This is a genomic window from Flavobacterium sp. AC267 (assembly GCF_979258715.1).
Genome location: NZ_OZ409875.1, coordinates 1822511 through 1841199, shown reverse-complemented (window position 1 = coordinate 1841199; position 18689 = coordinate 1822511). Strand labels below are relative to the sequence as shown.

Annotated in this window: 13 protein-coding genes and 6 pseudogenes; 7 read left to right on the top strand and 12 right to left on the bottom strand. The window is 33.3% G+C overall.

The window, feature by feature from the left end:
* The first annotated feature begins 10 nt into the window (after window positions 1-10).
* The 4 genes and pseudogenes from sppA to ACZZ95_RS09445 all read left to right on the top strand — a co-directional run bounded on the left by sppA (window position 11) and on the right by ACZZ95_RS09445 (window position 5507).
* Window positions 11-1770: pseudogene (gene sppA / locus ACZZ95_RS09460) on the top strand (signal peptide peptidase SppA).
* Window positions 1771-1780: 10 nt separating this feature from the next.
* Entirely contained in the window at window positions 1781-2590 is an 810-nt protein-coding gene (locus ACZZ95_RS09455) for an alpha/beta hydrolase (RefSeq protein ID WP_463468843.1), read from the top strand.
* 1 nt (window position 2591) lies between these two features.
* Window positions 2592-2732, top strand: a complete 141-nt coding sequence (locus ACZZ95_RS09450; protein ID WP_463468842.1) for a hypothetical protein — start codon at window positions 2592-2594, stop codon at window positions 2730-2732.
* Between the two features lie 170 nt (window positions 2733-2902).
* Window positions 2903-5507, top strand: a pseudogene (locus ACZZ95_RS09445) (AsmA family protein).
* Between the two features lie 80 nt (window positions 5508-5587).
* Here the strand turns inward: ACZZ95_RS09445 and ACZZ95_RS09440 are convergent.
* Both ACZZ95_RS09440 and ACZZ95_RS09435 read right to left on the bottom strand, forming a co-directional pair.
* Window positions 5588-6592, bottom strand: coding sequence for a glycosyltransferase family 9 protein (locus ACZZ95_RS09440; RefSeq protein ID WP_463468841.1), 1005 nt, complete (start codon window positions 6590-6592; stop codon window positions 5588-5590).
* Between the two features lie 296 nt (window positions 6593-6888).
* Window positions 6889-7684: pseudogene (locus ACZZ95_RS09435) on the bottom strand (DUF2797 domain-containing protein).
* A 242-nt stretch (window positions 7685-7926) separates the two neighbouring features.
* On the opposite strand from ACZZ95_RS09435, the gene ACZZ95_RS09430 reads away from it, so the two are divergent.
* On the top strand, window positions 7927-9450 hold the full coding sequence (locus tag ACZZ95_RS09430; RefSeq protein WP_463468840.1) for a GH3 auxin-responsive promoter family protein: 1524 nt from the start codon (window positions 7927-7929) through the stop codon (window positions 9448-9450).
* 16 nt (window positions 9451-9466) lie between these two features.
* Window positions 9467-9706 (top strand): redox-active disulfide protein 2, encoded by a 240-nt coding sequence (locus ACZZ95_RS09425; RefSeq protein ID WP_095953407.1) that lies wholly within the window; start codon window positions 9467-9469, stop codon window positions 9704-9706.
* A 489-nt stretch (window positions 9707-10195) separates the two neighbouring features.
* Here the strand turns inward: ACZZ95_RS09425 and serB are convergent.
* The 7 genes and pseudogenes from serB to ACZZ95_RS09390 form a co-directional block, all read right to left on the bottom strand.
* Window positions 10196-11424: pseudogene (gene serB / locus ACZZ95_RS09420) on the bottom strand (phosphoserine phosphatase SerB).
* Between the two features lie 152 nt (window positions 11425-11576).
* Window positions 11577-12017 (bottom strand): VOC family protein, encoded by a 441-nt coding sequence (locus ACZZ95_RS09415; protein WP_463468839.1) that lies wholly within the window; start codon window positions 12015-12017, stop codon window positions 11577-11579.
* A gap of 42 nt (window positions 12018-12059) precedes the next feature.
* Entirely contained in the window at window positions 12060-12497 is a 438-nt protein-coding gene (locus ACZZ95_RS09410) for an SRPBCC family protein (RefSeq protein ID WP_463468838.1), read from the bottom strand.
* Window positions 12498-12499: 2 nt separating this feature from the next.
* Entirely contained in the window at window positions 12500-12907 is a 408-nt protein-coding gene (locus tag ACZZ95_RS09405) for a VOC family protein (RefSeq protein ID WP_463468837.1), read from the bottom strand.
* A 120-nt stretch (window positions 12908-13027) separates the two neighbouring features.
* A complete protein-coding gene (locus ACZZ95_RS09400) occupies window positions 13028-13432 on the bottom strand; it encodes an SRPBCC family protein (protein WP_463468836.1) in 405 nt (134 codons plus the stop codon).
* 30 nt (window positions 13433-13462) lie between these two features.
* Window positions 13463-13873 carry an SRPBCC domain-containing protein gene (locus tag ACZZ95_RS09395; protein WP_463468835.1) on the bottom strand — a complete coding sequence of 137 codons (411 nt, stop codon included), beginning with the start codon at window positions 13871-13873 and terminating at the stop codon, window positions 13463-13465.
* Window positions 13874-13876: 3 nt separating this feature from the next.
* Window positions 13877-14284, bottom strand: coding sequence for a VOC family protein (locus tag ACZZ95_RS09390; protein WP_463468834.1), 408 nt, complete (start codon window positions 14282-14284; stop codon window positions 13877-13879).
* Window positions 14285-14425: 141 nt separating this feature from the next.
* On the opposite strand from ACZZ95_RS09390, the gene ACZZ95_RS09385 reads away from it, so the two are divergent.
* Entirely contained in the window at window positions 14426-15391 is a 966-nt protein-coding gene (locus tag ACZZ95_RS09385; protein WP_463468833.1) for a GlxA family transcriptional regulator, read from the top strand.
* A 153-nt stretch (window positions 15392-15544) separates the two neighbouring features.
* Here the strand turns inward: ACZZ95_RS09385 and ACZZ95_RS09380 are convergent, their stop codons facing one another.
* The 3 genes and pseudogenes from ACZZ95_RS09380 to clpP all read right to left on the bottom strand — a co-directional run bounded on the left by ACZZ95_RS09380 (window position 15545) and on the right by clpP (window position 18400).
* Entirely contained in the window at window positions 15545-16192 is a 648-nt protein-coding gene (locus ACZZ95_RS09380; RefSeq protein ID WP_463468832.1) for a murein L,D-transpeptidase catalytic domain-containing protein, read from the bottom strand.
* A 133-nt stretch (window positions 16193-16325) separates the two neighbouring features.
* A pseudogene (clpX, locus tag ACZZ95_RS09375) lies at window positions 16326-17559 on the bottom strand (ATP-dependent Clp protease ATP-binding subunit ClpX).
* 165 nt (window positions 17560-17724) lie between these two features.
* A pseudogene (clpP, locus tag ACZZ95_RS09370) lies at window positions 17725-18400 on the bottom strand (ATP-dependent Clp endopeptidase proteolytic subunit ClpP).
* Window positions 18401-18689 lie beyond the last annotated feature (289 nt).

Genomic DNA, 18689 nt, shown 5'->3' with positions numbered 1-18689 from the left:
AAATATACATATGAAGTTTTTAGGAAATGTACTTGCCACCGTAATTGGTATTTTTGTATTTATTATGCTTTTCTTTTTTGGAGCCGTTTTTATCGTCGCCCTTTTTGGCGGAGACGATAAAGTTTCGGTTAAATCTGATTCGGTTATTGAATTTAATCTAAAGGAAATCAAAGATGATTATGCCGGTAAATATAAAGATCCGTGGGTAACCGCCTTTTCAGATAAAAAAGGAATTGGTTTAACAGATGTTATTAATGCAATCGAAGTTGCAAAAACAGACGATAATATCAAAGGAATATCGATCTTAAATGACGAATCTTCGTTGGGTCTTGCACAATACAAAGATTTGAGAAATGCTCTGGAAAGTTTTAAAAAATCAGGGAAATTTGTTTGGGCCTACGCCAATACATATTCGCAGAAAGAATATTATTTAACCTCTGTTGCTAACACGATTTATATAAATCCTACAGGAGATTTAGATTTTAAAGGACTATCTTCTGAAGTAATGTTCTTCAAGGATTTTCAAGAAAAATCAGGCATTCACATGGAGGTGATTCGTCACGGAAAATACAAAAGTGCCGTTGAGCCTTTTTTACAAAACAGCATGAGTGATGCTAACAGAGAACAAATTACTGCACTTTTAAATTCAATCTGGTCTACAGTTTCTGCCGATATTTCAAAAAGCAGAAATATTCCAGCGCCAAAATTAAACGAAATTGCAAACGGTCTTTTAGCCAGAACTCCAGAAATGGCAAAAGAACAGCATTTGGTAGATATTATTGCTTATGAAGATGTGTACCATAATGCCATCAGAAAAGCTTTAAAAGTAGATCAAGACGAGGATTACAACAAAATTTCAATTCTAGATTATACAAAAAATAATACCACAACTGCCTTAGCAAATACTGTCGCGGATCAAATTGCTATTATTTACGCTCAAGGCGAAATTGGAAGCGGCGAAGGCGATGTAAATACTATTGGAGAGGGATCCATGCGCCGTTCTTTGCAGGAAGCTAGAAAAAATGACGATGTTAAAGCTATTGTTTTAAGGATTGACAGCCCAGGCGGAAGCGCCCTTACTTCTGATTTAATCTGGAGAGAAATTGAAATTACTAAAAAAGTAAAACCAGTTGTTGTTTCTATGGGAAATTATCTTGCTTCGGGCGGTTATTATATTGCCTGCAACGCCAATAAAATATTTGCTGAAAATAATACTATTACAGGATCTATTGGTGTTTTTGGAGTACTGCCTAACTTTACTCCTCTTGCCAATAAATTGGGTATCAATTCTGAGCAGGTAAAAACCCATGAAAATTCGGCTAATTATAGTCCGTTTGTACCAGTTGATGAAAAGTTCAAAGCTTTTACTTTAGAAGGAGTAGAAAAAATTTACAACACTTTTGTAACTCATGTTGCAGAAGGGCGTAAAATGACTTTTGAACAAGTTGATGCAATTGCACAAGGTCGCGTTTGGTCGGGAACAGAGGCTTTAAAATTAGGTTTAGTAGATAAAATTGGCGGATTGAATGCTTGCAATTGCTGAAGTCTGCTAAAATTGCTAAAATAAAAAATTACGGTACGCAGAATTATCCTGAATACGAAAAATCTTTTAATGATCTTCTTTCTAGTATGCCTTTTGCAAAATCTAAAGAAGCTTTTATTAAAGAAGAAATCGGAGAGGAAAATTATCTTCTTATCGAACAGGTAAAGAAATTTCAGAAACAAAAAGGAATACAGGCTATGATGCCTTACGGAATCAACATTTATTAATTTATTTAAGATGAATAAGATAATCCTTTTTTTAACGGTTTTATTTTTGAGCGCTTTAAATGCCCAAAACAAAAAAGAAATTACTTTTAAAGAAGCTCCAGCGGTTCTTAAAATAAACAACGATCAAATATTTGGTACGCTCACGACTCCAGATTTAACCAAAAAATATCCTGTCGCTTTAATCATTGCTGGTTCTGGACCAACGGATAGAAATGGAAATAATCCAATGATGAAAAACAATTCGCTGAAAATGCTGGCAGAAGATTTAGCAAAAAACGGAATTGCATCATTACGATTTGATAAAAGAGGAATTGGCGAAAGCAAACCTGCCGGAGGAGCATCTGAAAGCAGTTTAGTATTTGAAAATTACATTCAAGATGCTAAAAGCTGGATTAATTTTTTAAGACAAGACAAGCGTTTTTCAAAAGTAATCGTAATTGGTCACAGCGAAGGTTCATTAATAGGAATGATTGCCGCTGTAAAAGCAGATAAGTTTGTTTCGATTGCAGGCGCAGGAGATTCTGCAGATAAAATCATCAAAACGCAGATTGGTGCCCGCTCAATGAAACAGCTTAATGACATGACCTTCCCAATAATCGACAGTTTGAAAAATGGATTTACGGTAAAAAAAGTAGATCCAATGTTGATTTCTCTTTTCAGACCCAGTGTTCAGCCTTACTTAATTTCTTGGTTCAAATACAATCCGCAGGAAGAAATAAAGAAACTCACTATTCCTATATTAATTCTGCAGGGAACTAATGACATACAGGTTTCTGTTAAAGATGCTGAAAATCTATCGCAAGCCAATAAAGTCTGCTGAAATGGTGATAATTGACAAAATGAACCACGTTTTAAAAATAGTTGAAGGTGACAGAGATGCCAATTTAGCCAGTTACAACAACGAAACTCTTCCGCTCTCAGAAACACTTGTAGACAAGATCGTTTCGTTTATTCAGAAGTAAATGAAATAAAGCATATTTAAAATCCGTTTGAAACTATATCAAACGGATTTTTTTATTTACTATTTAAGTAAAATTCTTACAATTTAAGAAAACTTTATATGTCACTCTGCTAAAAAAAACTATTTTTGCAGGAGTCGATTTTAATAAGTTAAACCCTCAAATCTATTTATATGTTAAAGAAAGTTTTAAAAATAACTGCCATAGTCATTGTGGTATTTGTTGTCGCATTATTTGCCATTCCGTATTTCTTTAAAGATCAAATTAAAGCCAAAATTGCTGATGCGATTAACGAAAGCGTTGATGCCAAAGTAAGTTTTAAAGATGCTGACTTAAGTTTATTCAAAAATTTTCCAAACGCAACGGTGGGAATTGAAAAACTAGTTATTATCAACAAAGCGCCTTTTGAAGGTGATACTTTAGTTTCGCTTGGCGAATTGAATTTAAAAATGAGTATTAAAGAGCTTTTCAAAGGAAAAGAGGAACCTTTAAACATTCAAGGAATTAGTTCTACAAACGGACTGGTAAATATTATTTTTAATAAAGACGGCGTTGGAAACTTTGACATTGCTTTAAAAGATAAAAAAGAAGACAAAAAAGACGAAGCAGGTAAACCGCTTTCTTTGAAAATTCAAAATTATAAAATCGAGAATTTTACTTTTAGATATATCGATCAAGGTTCAAAAATTAAAATGGTAATAGACAGTTTAAACCACGAAGGAACTGGAGATTTTACCAATTCAAAATTAGATTTGAATACAAAAACTACTGCGAAAGTTTCATTGGACATGGATAAAATGAATTACATGAAAAATGTAAAACTTACTTTAGACGCCGTTCTTGGAATTGATTTGGAAAAAAGCAAATATACTTTTAAAGAGAATAAAGCTTTAATTAACCAATTGCCATTAGAGTTTGATGGTTTTATTCAAATGGCTGAAAACAAACAGATTTACGATTTGAAGTTTAAAACGCCTACTTCATCTTTTACAAACTTTTTAGGTTTAATTCCTTCAGCGTATGCTTCCAGCTTAGACGGCGTAAAAACTACTGGAGATTTTACAGTAGATGGTTTTGCTAAAGGTGAATTAACAGAAACCACTGTTCCGAAATTCAATATTAAAATCGCCTCAAATAATGCTTCATTCCAATATCCAAACCTTCCTAAATCGGTTCAGAATATTGTAATTGATACCAAAATTATCAACGATACTGGAATTCTAAATGATACTTATGTCAATTTAGATAAATTATCTTTCAGAATTGATCAGGATATTTTTAACGCTAAAGCGAATATTAAAAACATAACCGTAAACCCGATTGTTGATGCTTGCTTTGAAAGGAACAATTAACTTGGCGAATCTTTCAAAAGCATATCCAATTAAAATGGATAAAGCCGCTGGCAGGTATTTTAAAGGCTGATGTTACAACTAATTTTGACATGGCTTCTGTAGAAAAAAGTCAATATCAAAACATTAAAAATGCTGGAACAATGAGTTTATCAGGATTTAAATATACTGATGAAAACAATAAATCTATGAACATCAGCACGGCGTTGGTTGAATTTAATCCGAGCACAATTAACCTAAAACAGTTTAATGCTACAACTGGAAAAAGTGATATTGCTATCAACGGAGTCTTAGAGAATTTCTATGGTTTTATGTTTAAGAAACAAGAACTGAGAGGAAACTTCAATATGAGTTCGAATCAATTAGCTGTTGATGATTTTATGACTTCTGGAGAACCTGCAAAAACAGAAACCAAAACTCCTGCAAAACCAGCAGAAGCAATGAAAATTCCAGCTTTCTTGAATTGTACTTTAAATGCAAAAGCAACCACAGTTTTGTATGACAATTTAAAACTAAAAGATGTTTCTGGAAAGTTGCTTATCAAAGATGAAAAAGCAACTTTGGAAAACTTTAAAACAAATATTTTCGGAGGGTCTATAGGTCTTAACGGAGCTGTTTCTACCAAAGAAAAGGTGCCGACTTTTGATATGAATCTTGGATTTAATCAAGTTGATATTGCACAGACTTTCACGCAATTGGATATGATGAAAAAAATTGCACCAATTGCCGGAATTATCAACGGTAAATTAAATTCTACTATTAAGTTAAAAGGAAATTTAGATGCTAAAGAATTGACTCCCGATTTAAAATCAATTTCTGGGGATTTAATTGGTCAATTACTTTCAACTACCGTAAATTCCAGCAATTCTACTTTGCTAAATGCGTTAAGTTCAAACGTTAAGTTTATTGATTTGAACAAAGTAAATTTAAATGATATCAAAGTCGCATTAACTTTTGACAATGGAAAAGTAAACATAAAACCTTTTGATATAAAATATCAGGATATTAAAGTAACAGTTGGCGGAACCCACGGTTTTGATCAAACTATGAATTATAGCCTAAAATTTGATGTCCCTGCCAAATATCTAGGAACTGAAGCGAATGCCTTAATTGCCAAAATGTCTCCTGCAGATCTTCGCAAAACTGGATAATATTCCAATTAATGCGTCTTTAACTGGAAACTTTTCAAGTCCTAAAATCAGTACAGATATGAAAACGGCTGTAAACAGTTTAACTACACAATTGGTTAACCAGCAGAAAGAAAAATTAACGCAAAAAGGAACTGCGGCGCTTACAGACTTAATCAATAAGAATACTAAAGCGAAAGACACAACGCAGGTTCGCCAAAACAGAAAAAGAGCAGAAAACTCAAGAAGCGACTAAAAAAGCAAGTGATTTACTGAATGGTTTATTCAAGAAAAAGAAGTAATCTGTATTTTCTTATCATAAAAAAATCCTGTTCTAGATTTTATCTTGGAACAGGATTTCTTTTTTTATTTCAACTCAATGTTACTTTTCTAGAATTGTTTTTATTTCTTTTATAAAATCTGCAATTTCTAGAATGTTTGTATCTAAACCTTTACTTCCGTTTCCGTAAGGCTCATATTTTTTGATATTAGCGCCAGAAAACAAACCTAGAGTTGGTGCTTTTGAAGCACTGGACAAATGCATAATTCCGCTGTCTGCACCTATAAAAACATCTACATTTGCTAATACTGAACCGATCTCTCGAACATCCTTACTGTAAAAAGATGGCGCTTGAAAATTGATTTGAGAAACATTTTCAACTGGTAAAACTTCCAAAATATTATAATTTGGAAATTCTTTTTTTAATTCAGAATAAAACGGTTCCCACCAAGTAGGATTATAGCATTTTTCGCCAGTTGCAAAGGTAAAAATCGCAATGGTCTTTTTGTCTGCATCGACAATATCGTCAACTATTTTTTTTCCGTTTGCAATTTCTTCTTGAGATAATTTTAAATCAATTAGTGCAACAGGCTCTTTCTTATCTTCTAAACCAAACTGGCTTAAAAAATACCTAAAATTATAAACTGGGTATTTTGCAATATGATTGTAATCGTCAAAGTTCAATTGAATATTTTCTGGAAGATCTCCAAAAAATTTGTATTTCGCACTCGAAAATTGAGTCACCAATCTGCCCGAAGATGAATTTTGATCTACATTAATTACTAGATCATAATTCTGTGCTTTAATTAAAGTCCAAACTTTAAAGTACTTTATTAATTCTTTAAAAGGTTTTTTGGGAAGATGAATTATTTTGTCAATGTCAGTATATTTCTCAAAAACAATTGGTGCTACCATTCCTTTTACGAACACATCAATTTTGCATTCGGGAAAAGTTTTACTCACTTCTTGAACCAGTGGCGTAATTAAAAGCATATTGCCCAATCGTCCGTTTGGTCTGCAGATTAAGACTTTTTTAATTTTTGTCGTATCTATTTTTCCGCCTTTACTGTTACCGGCACTGCCAATATTCTTAGTTAAAGTACGCATAAGGCTTCGCCTGACAATGTTAACTTTTTTTAAGTTACTCATTCAATAATTAATATTTAGGATTAAAAAAGCTTTAGATTTGACTCTAATAGTTTGGTATGGAACTATTTCAAATCTACACTAATTATTTTCTAAAATTAAATTCTTTGAATAAGGCAACATTACAAAATTGTAAAGAAATCTTTTATAATTCACATCATTTAATCTGAAAACGAGATTAAAAATACAAAAATTATGATTTTCATTAACAATTACTAGACGATTTTGTTATAATACTAGACGAGCAGTCAATTACACTAGACGTTTATAGATACCACATATCCTTCTGAACCGCGAATATTAAAGACTGTGCCGTTTTCAAATAGTAAATACTGCCCTTTAATTCCAGTTAATTTGCAGCTGAACGAAGGCGTTTTATCCAAATTCAAACTATTAACTTTTGCTGGATAACTTAAAACAGGATAATTTAGTTCGTAAACATCGTTTTTTTGGCTGTAAAAATAATCTTTGACCTCAGCAGGAATCAAATTCTCAACTTTTGATTTTTCTAAAATTAAATCACATCCTTCTGCTGTACATTGCGGCATTTTTTCGCCAATTGGTTTTATCTGCATAATAATCTTTCAAGGCTACCTCCGTAATACCAGCCAAATATCTATTTGGAACCTCAACAATTGAAATTGCCTGTGTAGCACCTTGATCAATCCATCTTGTAGGCACCTGCGTTTTACGTGTAACTCCAACTTTAATTTCACTTGATAATGCTAGATATACTACGTGTGGCTGTAATTGTGCTTTTGACTCATAATCTAAATCTCGGTCTGCAATTCCTAAATGTGCTGTACTTAATTCTGGTCTCATGATCCAATCGCCCACTGCTGGACTTGAATAGAAACAATCGTAGCAGAACCCTTGTCGGTATATTTTTTTCTTTTTACTGCAATTCAAACACTGACAGCCAATAAAATTAATTTCGATCTCTTTATCTAATAATTGATTCATATGTAGAAAACTATCTTCGAAAACCAAATAATATTGAATTGGACTTCCCAATTCAGTTTGCATTTTTGTCAGGACACCTTGATATTGCATTCGCTTTTTATTTTTATTGCTGATTTAGATTTATCAAAAAGAATTAAAATTTTTAGTGTTAAAATTCTACTTACTATGTAGAATCTTTACTAGAAATCGGATTGTTTTTTACAAAAAAATACTATTTTTGATATGAGGACAAAGTTACTATTTGTCTCTCGATATTCAAATTTTAAGTTTTTTGTTTTTACAATGTTTGTAGAATTTAAAAACCTAAAATCAGCAATCTTAAAAACAAATTCATGCCACTATCTATAATCAATTCGTTTGCATCTTGGGTTCTTAAACAAAGGATTCATCAAATAGAACTTTTTTTAAAATATCCAAATGAAGTTCAAGAAGAATTACTGCACAACTTATTGACGGCATCTGAAAATACTGTTATTGGAAAACAATATGAATTTTCGAGTATTAACTCCTATCAAACCTTTGCAGAAAGAGTTCCAATTGCAACTTATGAAGAACTGCGACCACTGATTGAACGCACGCGTTTAGGCGAACAAAACGTTTTTTGGGAAACTCCTATTAAATGGTTTGCTAAATCAAGCGGTACAACAAACGCAAAAAGTAAATTTATTCCCGTTAGTACGGAGGCGCTGGAAGATTGCCACTACAAAGGTAGTAAAGATCTTTTATGCCTTTACTTGAACAATAATGAAGATTCTGAGCTGTTTTTAGGAAAAAGTCTTCGTTTGGGCGGAAGCTCTCAGATTTACGAAAACAACAATACTTTCTTTGGGGATTTATCGGCAATTTTGATTGAAAATATGCCAATTTGGGCCGAATTCAGCAGTACACCAAGCAGTAAAACTTCGTTAATGAGCGAATGGGAAACTAAAATGGGCGCGATTATTAATGAAACTAAACATGAAAATGTAACCAGTTTTGCGGGAGTTCCTTCCTGGATGCTGGTTTTAATGAATAAGGTTTTAGAAAACACAGGAAAGCAGAGTTTATTAGAAATCTGGCCGAATCTTGAAGTTTACTTTCATGGCGGTGTGAGTTTTTCTCCGTACAAAGAGCAATACAAGAAAATTTTACCGAGTAAAGATTTTAAATACTACGAAATTTACAATGCCTCTGAAGGCTTCTTTGCGATTCAGGATTTGAATAATTCAAGCGATTTATTGCTGATGCTGGATTACGGAATTTTCTATGAATTTATTCCAATGGATACTTTTGGAACTCCGAATCAAAAAGTAATTCGTTTGGCCGATGTTGAATTGAATAAAAACTACGCGATTGTTATTACTACGAATTCTGGCTTGTGGCGTTATTTGATTGGCGATACGGTTCGTTTTACTTCTTTAAACCCTTATAGAATTAGAGTTACTGGAAGAACGAAACATCATATAAATGTTTTTGGCGAAGAATTAATGGTTGAAAATACCGATCAGGCAATTGCAAAAGCCTGCCAGATTACTCAAACCGAAGTAATCGATTATACGGTTGCCCCTATTTTTATGCAGGACAAAGAAAAAGGCGCGCACGAATGGATGATCGAGTTCAAGAAAAGACCTGCTGATGTTGGTCTTTTCCAAAAAGTCCTTGATGAAACTTTACAGACTTTAAATTCTGATTACGAAGCAAAACGCTATAATAATATGACTTTAAATCCGCTGGTGATTAATGTAGCGCGTGAGAACTTATTTTACGACTGGTTAAAGGAACGTGATAAATTGGGAGGACAGCATAAGATTCCGAGACTTTCGAATCAGAGAGATTATTTGGAGCAGTTGAAGGAAATGCAATCTATTAAAGTATAATTTGTACCAAACTAAAATGAAAAAGAATTTTAGCGAAATGAGTAATGAGGAATTAATCAAGACTCAAAAATCATTAAAAACAGTGACTTACCTTTTTGGAGTTGTATTGCTTCTTTTATTTGGCCTTAATATATTTCTTGTCGCTAATAAAGGCTTTAGTGCTTCTAATGTTATTCCGATTGCTTTGCTTCCTATTTTTATTTTGAATATGAATACTTTGAAGGAAATGAAAAAAGAGTTGGAGTCGAGAGAATAATTTTGACTGCCGAATTTCCTGTGTGATTCTTCGTTCCTCAGAATTACAACTTTCTACTGAATTGCCACTAGCTTTAGCTAGTGGTAGAAAAATTGATTTACTCAATGGCTTTAGCCGAATACTACATTGCTAAATAATTTGGCTAAAGCCTTTAGATGCTCTACTATTTATTCCTCCAGCTAAAGCTGGAAGCTATTCAAATAATTCTAATGTATTTTTTCTTTATTAATTTGAAGAACTTTTAAAATGCTAATTCCACTAAATCGCATAAGGGATAGAAGTGGAAATCCTTTTGTGCCGGGGTTCGGCACAAAAGATTGAAACGGATAGCCCGACCCGCCTTTTTCTGGCGGGATATGCCCATAAAAAAACCTTAATTCAAATGATGAACTAAGGTTTTTTATTTTGTTTTGATTGTCAGGCTGAGCGAAGTCGAAGCCATTTTCGACACGAATGCCCTTCGACTTCGCTCAGGGTGACAAACGTTTATTACATCATATCAATATATCGATCGTGATATCCTAAAAGGTATAAAACACCATCAAGTCCTAAACTTGAAATGGAAGTTGAGGCACTTTCTTTTACTTTTGGTTTGGCGTGAAAAGCAATTCCAAGACCCGCTAAATTTAGCATAGGTAAGTCGTTTGCACCGTCTCCAACCGCAATAGTTTGGTTAATGTGGATTCCTTCTTTTTCTGCAATTGCTTTTAAGAATTCGGCTTTTTTCTGACCGTCAACAATATCACCGATATATTTACCAGTTAGTTTTCCGTCTTTTATTTCTAATTGATTGGCATGAACGTAATCTATTCCTAATTCTTTTTGAAGATATTCTCCAAAATAAGTAAATCCTCCAGAAAGGATTGCCGTTTTGTAGCCGTAGTATTTTAGGGCTTTCATTAAACGATGAGCGCCTTGTGTTATTGGTAAATTTACAGCAACGTTTTGTAAAACTTCTTCGCTTAAGCCTTCTAACAATGCCATACGCGCTTGAAACTTTCGTTGAAATCAATTTCGCCATTCATTGCCGATTCTGTAATGGCTCTTACTTGTTCTCCTACTCCATTAAGTTCTGCCAGCTCGTCGATTACTTCGGTTTGGATTAAAGTTGAATCCATATCGAAACAAACCAGACGGCGGTTTCTTCTGTAAATATTATCTTCTTGGAAAGAAATATCGACGTTAAGTGTTCTTGAAATTTCCATGAAACTTGCCGTCATGATGATCTTGTTTACAATTTCGCCTGTTACAGACAATTGAATACAAGAACGTGGATATTGTTCTTTTTCGACAATAGAAGTTCTTCCTGTTAATCTGATGATTGAATCGATATTCAGGTTTTGATCTGACATTATTTTGGTTACCGCTGCCAATTGTGACAGCGCCAGTTTTTCGCCCAAAATATTTATAATATAACGCTGTTTCGATTGTGATTTTACCCACTTTTCGTAATCATCTATAGAGATTGGAATAAATTTGACTTTGATTTCCAATTCATACGCTTTAAACAAAAGGTCTTTTAAAACAGGTCCAGAGGAAGATCCCGCTTCAATCTCGAATAAAATTCCAAGTGACAGTGTATCATGAATATCGGCTTGGCCTATATCCAAAATATTAGCATCATAAGCGACTAATACAGCCGTTAAACCTGCTGTAACCCCAATTTTATCGTGTCCTGAAACTTTTAATAAAATTATCTCTTTATCTTCTATCGCCATTTTTCCTTTTATTGATTTTGAAGCGACAAAAATCGACAATCTCTCGTTGATAAAAAAGAATAATCATTGTTTTTTTGAAACGTAAAAGCACATTTTCATGTGCTTTTACAAGTAATTTAACAATTATGTTCTACTATTAAAATTACCTAACTTTAAAATTCTCCTGATGGCTGATTTTTATCAAAACTCACCATCCAATTTACTCCAAATTTGTCTTTAAACATACCGAAGTAAGATCCCCAGAAAGTATCATTCATCGCCATTTCTACCTTTCCTCCAGCAGAAAGTCCAGTAAAAATTTTATCAGCTTCTTCTCTACTTTCTGTATTGATTGAAATGGAAAAATTATCGCCAAAACCAACATCTCCATATCTTGGATGACTGTCACTTCCCATTAAAATGGTGTTTCCAATTGGGAGTGATACGTGCATGATTCTATTTTGAGCTTCCTCAGAAAGTTGTTCGCCTTCTTCTGCCGGTGCGTCTTTATATCTTCCCATGTATGGAAATTCTCCACCAAAAACTGATTTGTAAAACAGAAATGCTTCTTCGCACGTTCCGTTAAACATTAAATAAGGGTTTACTGTCGCCATGATGTTCTTTGTTAATTGTTAATTGTTAATTGTATGTCTGCTTTACTTCTCGGATAATTCTTTTACTATTTCCAAGGCTTTTGGAAACGCATTTTTAAAATAATCCAAATGTTGTTCGACCACATCAACCTGACAAATTAAGTCTATAAATTCATCATCCTGAATTAATCGATAGGTTTCCATTGCCCCTAACCACTGTTTTGATTCTTCGTTGAGGGGCTGTTCTTTAAAATCCTTGATTTCGCCTGCATTTTTAAAAGCGATGTATTCGTTTGGAATTTTAGTTTCTATAATACTATTCATTCCACCGCCATCAGGCCCAAGAAATTGCACTTTATCACCTTCGTTCCAATCACTTACAGCATATGATCCTTCATAAAAAACTCCTGCCCATTTTCTGTAGGTTTCATCATTCCATAGAACCGACCATACTTTTTCTGCCGAAGCTTTGATTCTAATTTTAAATTCTAATGTTTCCATAATTACGATAGTTTAGTAAAATCCATAAATAAAACATTCCAACGATGGCCGTCTAAATCGGCAAAACCAAAACCGTACATCCATCCTTGGCTTTCTGCAGGAGGAGAAAAAATAGTACCGCCGGCTTCTTCAACTTTTTCTGCTAACTTGTCTACTTCCTCCCTATTTTCTGCATCAATCGAAATCAGAACTTCTGAACTCGCTTTAGTATCGGTAATACTATTTTGAGAAAAACTTGAAAAAAGCATCTCTTCAAAAAGCATCACAACAAAATGTCCTTCGCCTACAATCATGCACGTCGAGCTAGGAGTGTCATGTTGTTCGTTGAACGAAAAACCAATTTCCCAGAAAAAATCTTTCGCTTTTGCTACATCCTTTACAGGAAGATTCAACCATATTTGTTTTGTCATTTTTTTTGTTTTTTGGTTTGATATTATGCTAGTAAGTAATTTTACCTTTAACCTTTGTAACTTTGAGCCTTTATAACTTTGAGCCTTTGAACCTTTGAACCTTTGTACCTCAAAAAACAATTAATTGTTTTCTGCGTAATTTTTAAAATTATCCAAAATTGCCTGCCAGCCATCACGTCGCATATCTTCAGGATTTTGCGTTTCTGGATCAAAACTTTCTATGATTTCAACACCGTCTGGAGTTTCAGTAAATTTGATTTCAACCTTTCTGCCATCTGCCATAACATATTCAAGTGCGCTGTTCGGTTGTACCAAAGTAAATTCGCCTTCAAAATCAAAACTCATACTTCCGTCTTTTGCGACCATAGTCGATTTAAATTTCCCTCCTTCTCTTAAATCAGATTCTGCATAAGGAGTGTGCCAATCTGGAGATGCGAAACTCCATTTTTTTACATGTTCTGGCTTATTCCAAAATTCCCAAACTTTCTCAAGCGATGCTTTAACGGTATTTTTTACTGTGATCATTATATTTTGTTTTACAATTTATAAATTGAATTATTCTTTAAAATTTTCAACGTAGTTTTTAAAATTCTGAATTATGGCAGCACAAAACTGCTCTTCCACCTGAGCTAATTCTATTGTTGTGGGTTCAAATGTTTCCGTAAGTTTTACATTATCCCCTTCAATTTCAAAATGAACATTTGCCGTTCTGTCATCCAAAAGTTTGTATTCTATTAATGACAATTTTTCGATTTTAGCATAAATACCTTCAAAATCAAAACCATCACTTCCGTCTTTAAGCGCCATGGTAAATTTAAACTTACTTCCTGTTTTCAAATTATTTTCCACATAAGGCGTGTGCCAATCTGCAGAAGCGTTATTCCAATTTATAATATGCTCAGGCAATGTCCACAAATCCCAAACTCTCTCTATTGGCGCATTAATTATAGTTTGTACCGAAACCATCTTTTAATTATTTGGAATCTGACTTTCATCCATAAAAAATACTTCCCAATGATGTCCGTCTATATCTAAGAAAGTTCTTTGATACATCCATCCATAATCCTTTGGTTCGATATAATCGGTTCCGCCGGCTTTAACTGCTTTCTCCAATATTTCATCTACTTTTTCACGTGATTCCATTGAAATAGAAATAAGAACTTCACTAGCTTTAGCCGTATTACAAATTTCTTTATTGGTAAATGTTTTATAAAACTCCTCAACCAAAAGCATGACGTTTATATTTTTACCAATTATCAAACAAGTTCCTTTCTCATTTGTAAACTTTGGGTTAAACGAAAAACCCAATTCAGTAAAAAATGATATTGCTTTATTTAAATCTTTTACTGCAAGATTTAAGAATATTTTAGTTTCCATCTTTATAAAATTACAAATTAATTAAAACAAATGTAATTTTTTAAGATTAGTTTAAAATGACAATAAAAGTCATTTTTAGGGGCATTTAAGACAAATTGTTTATTTTTGTTTCAATATGAAATTTCAAAAACACGAAATATTATGAGCAAGAAATTAGGATTAATCGTGCCTCACGACTATAAATTATTAAGTATTGCGGCTATTTTAGAAGTATTTGAAACGACAAATAAACTCAGTTCTGGAGCTGAAAAACCATTCGATATCATGATTTTTCAATCGAAAGAACAAAGTGATCAGGGAAATTTATTTGGTTATGAAAGCAAAACAATTGAAAACTCAGATATTATTTTAGATCTAATTTTAATTCCAGCATTCACGACTGACAATATGAGTGAAATGATTAAAAAGAACAAAAATTTCATTCCGTGGTCGCAAAAACAACATCAGGCTGGAGCCGAATTGGCAAGTTTTTGCACGGGAGCATTTTTATTTGCCGCTTCTGGCCTGCTCAACGAAAAATTAGCAACTACACATGTCGATGCTTGTAGTGCTTTTACAAAAGCATTTCCGATGGTAAAACTAAAACCAGAAGAAACCTTAACTGCCGACGGAAGTTTATACACCAGCGGCGGTTCAACCTCAACATTTCATTTATTGATTTTATTGGTTCAAAAATTCTGCGGAAATGAAATGGCTGTCAACATTGCCAAGATATTTTCGATAGATTTAAATCGATACAAACAGAGTTATTTCAGCACTTTTAGACCTAATCATCTGCATAATGATACTTTGGTTGCCATGTTACAGCAAAAAATTGAAAGTCAGTATCATTCAATAGAAAAGCTCGAAGAAATCACCAAAGATATTCCGACAAGCGCCAGAAACATGACACGCCGTTTTAAACAAGTAACAGGAATCCCGCCAATTGAATACCTGCAAAACATAAGAGTCGAAAGCTCTAAAAAATACTTGGAACAAACCCAGCTTTCTATTTCAGAAATTATCGAAAAAACAGGTTATAACGATCCAAAAGCTTTTAGAAAAGTGTTTTATAAAATGGTCGGAATGAAACCAATTGAATATCGAGAAAAATTTAGAGTGCAGTAATTTTTAGGAGCGACTTATTTTCGTTTTCAAAAGAACATTTTGTCCTGCTCTACACTATATCTTTTGCTCTGAACCCCAGAGCAAAAGGATGCCGTTTCGATCAGGGCTAAGAGAGAACTATCATTTTCATAAAAACTAAAAACCTTTCTAAGCTTACGATTTAATAATCCACATCAAAACTTTTTTGTTTGTTTTTAGGAGCTCGTCGATTTCTTTCATGCTTTCATTTGAAACCGCCGGACAACCCCAGCCTTCTGGTGTTCCTTCAGGATACACTTCTGTATTTGGAACAGCTTCCCAAGAATGGAGTACAATGGCACGGTTTCGAGCATTAGAATTTGTTTTGTCTTTTCCCTGCAAAATATAATTAACTTTTATTCCCCACTGACTTACACCACGATTTAAAATCACATATTTACCAATAGAGGAACAATGCGAATCGAATTCGTTACTTATTTGAACATTCTCTTTTGAAGAAGTCGCACCCCATCGATTATCACCACAACCATGACTTACTATATAGGATTTTGAAACAACATTCTTTTTTAAATCATAAACAAAAAATCTCTTAAGTCCAGAATGTAATCCTAGATCAATCAGTATAAATTTGTTCTGATTCAAATTGTTTGCCTTGCAGTATTGTTTTGCTTCTTTATAATATTGGCTGTAATCAATTTCAACTCCACGATTATCTTGTATAACTTCTTTTCTATTTTCATTTTTAGAAATAACAACTTGAGCCTCTTTTTGATTACAAGATAAAATCCAGGCCATAGCAATAACAAAAAACATATTTTTCATGTTTACAATTTACATAAATTCTGAAACGGAAATGATAACGAAAAAGTATAAAAAAAACCTGAACAAAATAAATGAACAGGTTTATAATTGAACTTTGTCAAAGCTTAAAACTTTGACAAAGTGATATTAAGATTTAAGAAGCAATTTCCATACGCTTCAATAAATTTTTACTCAAAGTATGCTCTGCGTATTCTTTGTCAATTGTCAGTGTTGTATCATCTGAAGTTGGCAATTCATACATTGCATCTGTTAGGATTGCTTCACATAAAGAACGTAATCCACGTGCACCTAATTTGTATTCTAATGCTTTATCAACAATAAAATCTAAAGCTTCATCTGTAATAGTAAATTCAACATCATCCATTAAAAATAATTTCTGATATTGTTTTATTAATGCATTTTTAGGCTGTGTTAAAATGGCACGAAGTGTTTCTTTATCCAAAGGATCCATGTGCGTTAAAACTGGTAAACGACCAATAATTTCTGGAATCAAACCAAAATCTTTAATGTCTTTTGGAATGATATATTGCAGTAAATTGTCCTTATCAATATTATCTACATTTTTAGAAGTTGAGTAACCAACTGCCTGACGGTTTAAACGTTTTGAAATAATACGTTCTACTCCATCAAAAGCTCCACCAGCGATAAATAAGATATTCTGAGTATTTACCTCAACAAATTTTTGATCTGGGTGCTTACGTCCTCCTTTTGGCGGTACGTTTACAACAGTTCCTTCTAATAATTTCAATAAAGCCTGCTGTACACCTTCTCCAGAAACGTCACGCGTTATTGACGGATTATCACTCTTGCGGGCAATTTTATCAATCTCATCTATAAATACGATTCCTCTTTCTGCTTTGGCTACATCGTAATCAGCGACTTGAAGTAAACGGGTTAAGATACTTTCAACATCTTCTCCCACATAACCAGCTTCTGTTAATACAGTTGCATCAACAATTGCCAAAGGAACGTCTAACATCTTCGCAATTGTTTTGGCTACTAATGTTTTTCCAGTTCCGGTTTGACCAACCATAATGATGTTACTTTTTTCAATCTCTACTTCGTCGTCCAATTGCTTCTTGCATTAAACGTTTGTAGTGATTGTAAACCGCAACCGACATTACTTTTTTAGTTTGGTCTTGACCAATAACATATTGATCTAAGAAAGCTCTAATCTCTTTTGGTTTCTTTAAAATTAAATCCCCAACAAGTTTTGCGCTTCCACTAGACTTTAATTCTTCTAATACAATTCCGTGTGCCTGCTCAATACACTTATCACAAATATGCGCATTGATTCCAGCAATCAATAAATTAGTTTCTGGCTTCTTTCTTCCACAAAACGAACATTCTAATACTACTTTAGCCATTCTTTTTTAGTTACTAAGTTTGCAAAGTTACTAAGTTTCTGAGACTTTCAACGAAAACCTCAGAAACTTAGTAACTTCTTAACTTATTTATTTTTGTTCCAAATTTGAAGTTTCAACTTTCAAGTTAACAAAAGCAACCTGAAAACTGAAACTTTAAACTAGTTTTTAACTTCTTCTTAATACTTCATCAATCATTCCGTATTCTTTTGCTTCGTCAGCTTTCATCCAGTAATCACGCTCACTGTCTTTGTGAACTCTTTCGAAAGACTGTCCTGAATGCTGTGAAATGATGTTGTATAATTCATCTTTCAATTTCAACATTTCACGTAAATTGATTTCCATATCTGTAGCAACACCTTGTGCTCCTCCAGATGGCTGGTGAATCATCACGCGTGAATGAGGAAGAGCCGAACGTTTTCCTTCTGCTCCTGCGCATAATAAAACTGCTCCCATAGAAGTCGCCATTCCTGTACAAATTGTAGCAACATCTGGTTTGATGTACTGCATCGTGTCATAAATTCCTAAACCTGCATAAACACTTCCTCCTGGAGAGTTTAAATAAATTTGAATATCTTTTGATGCATCAGCGCTTTCTAAAAACAACAACTGAGCCTGAACGATATTTGCGATTTGATCGTCGATACCAGTTCCTAAAAAGATAATTCTATCCATCATTAATCTAGAAAACACATCTAATTGCGAAATATTCAATTGACGTTCTTCGATAATATATGGAGTCATATTAGTTGGATTCATCAGCTGCAACGATTTTATCGTAATACATTGCGTTTACCCCTTGGTGCTTTGTAGCAAATTTTTTGAATTCTTTACCGTAGTTCATATTTTTAGTTTAAAGTTTGAAAGTCTAAAGTCTGAAAATGACTCAAACGAATGAAACAAAGTTCATACCTTTTTATAAAGGATGCCAATTTGTCTTATTTTAAATTTGTTTCATGTTTTAAGTTTATTCTGTTTCATGTTTTATGTATAACATATAGGAACTTGAAACTTGAAACAAAGATAAAACTTGAAACAAAAAAAGCGTCAAAAATATCTTTTTGACGCTCAAATATAACTTTTTTGTCTTTCAGTTTCGGTAATAAAATCTTAAAATTTAAATTAAGCTTACA

Coding starts and splice junctions, on each gene's coding strand:
- ACZZ95_RS09390 (WP_463468834.1), bottom strand. CDS start 14,284: ATGGAAACTAAAATATTCTTAAATCTTGCAGTAAAAGATTTAAATAAA.
- ACZZ95_RS09425 (WP_095953407.1), top strand. CDS start 9,467: ATGAAAAAGAATTTTAGCGAAATGAGTAATGAGGAATTAATCAAGACT.
- ACZZ95_RS09395 (WP_463468835.1), bottom strand. CDS start 13,873: ATGGTTTCGGTACAAACTATAATTAATGCGCCAATAGAGAGAGTTTGG.
- ACZZ95_RS09380 (WP_463468832.1), bottom strand. CDS start 16,192: ATGAAAAATATGTTTTTTGTTATTGCTATGGCCTGGATTTTATCTTGT.
- ACZZ95_RS09405 (WP_463468837.1), bottom strand. CDS start 12,907: ATGACAAAACAAATATGGTTGAATCTTCCTGTAAAGGATGTAGCAAAA.
- ACZZ95_RS09440 (WP_463468841.1), bottom strand. CDS start 6,592: ATGCGTACTTTAACTAAGAATATTGGCAGTGCCGGTAACAGTAAAGGC.
- ACZZ95_RS09415 (WP_463468839.1), bottom strand. CDS start 12,017: ATGGCGACAGTAAACCCTTATTTAATGTTTAACGGAACGTGCGAAGAA.
- ACZZ95_RS09410 (WP_463468838.1), bottom strand. CDS start 12,497: ATGGAAACATTAGAATTTAAAATTAGAATCAAAGCTTCGGCAGAAAAA.
- ACZZ95_RS09400 (WP_463468836.1), bottom strand. CDS start 13,432: ATGATCACAGTAAAAAATACCGTTAAAGCATCGCTTGAGAAAGTTTGG.
- ACZZ95_RS09455 (WP_463468843.1), top strand. CDS start 1,781: ATGAATAAGATAATCCTTTTTTTAACGGTTTTATTTTTGAGCGCTTTA.
- ACZZ95_RS09450 (WP_463468842.1), top strand. CDS start 2,592: ATGGTGATAATTGACAAAATGAACCACGTTTTAAAAATAGTTGAAGGT.
- ACZZ95_RS09385 (WP_463468833.1), top strand. CDS start 14,426: ATGAGCAAGAAATTAGGATTAATCGTGCCTCACGACTATAAATTATTA.
- ACZZ95_RS09430 (WP_463468840.1), top strand. CDS start 7,927: ATGCCACTATCTATAATCAATTCGTTTGCATCTTGGGTTCTTAAACAA.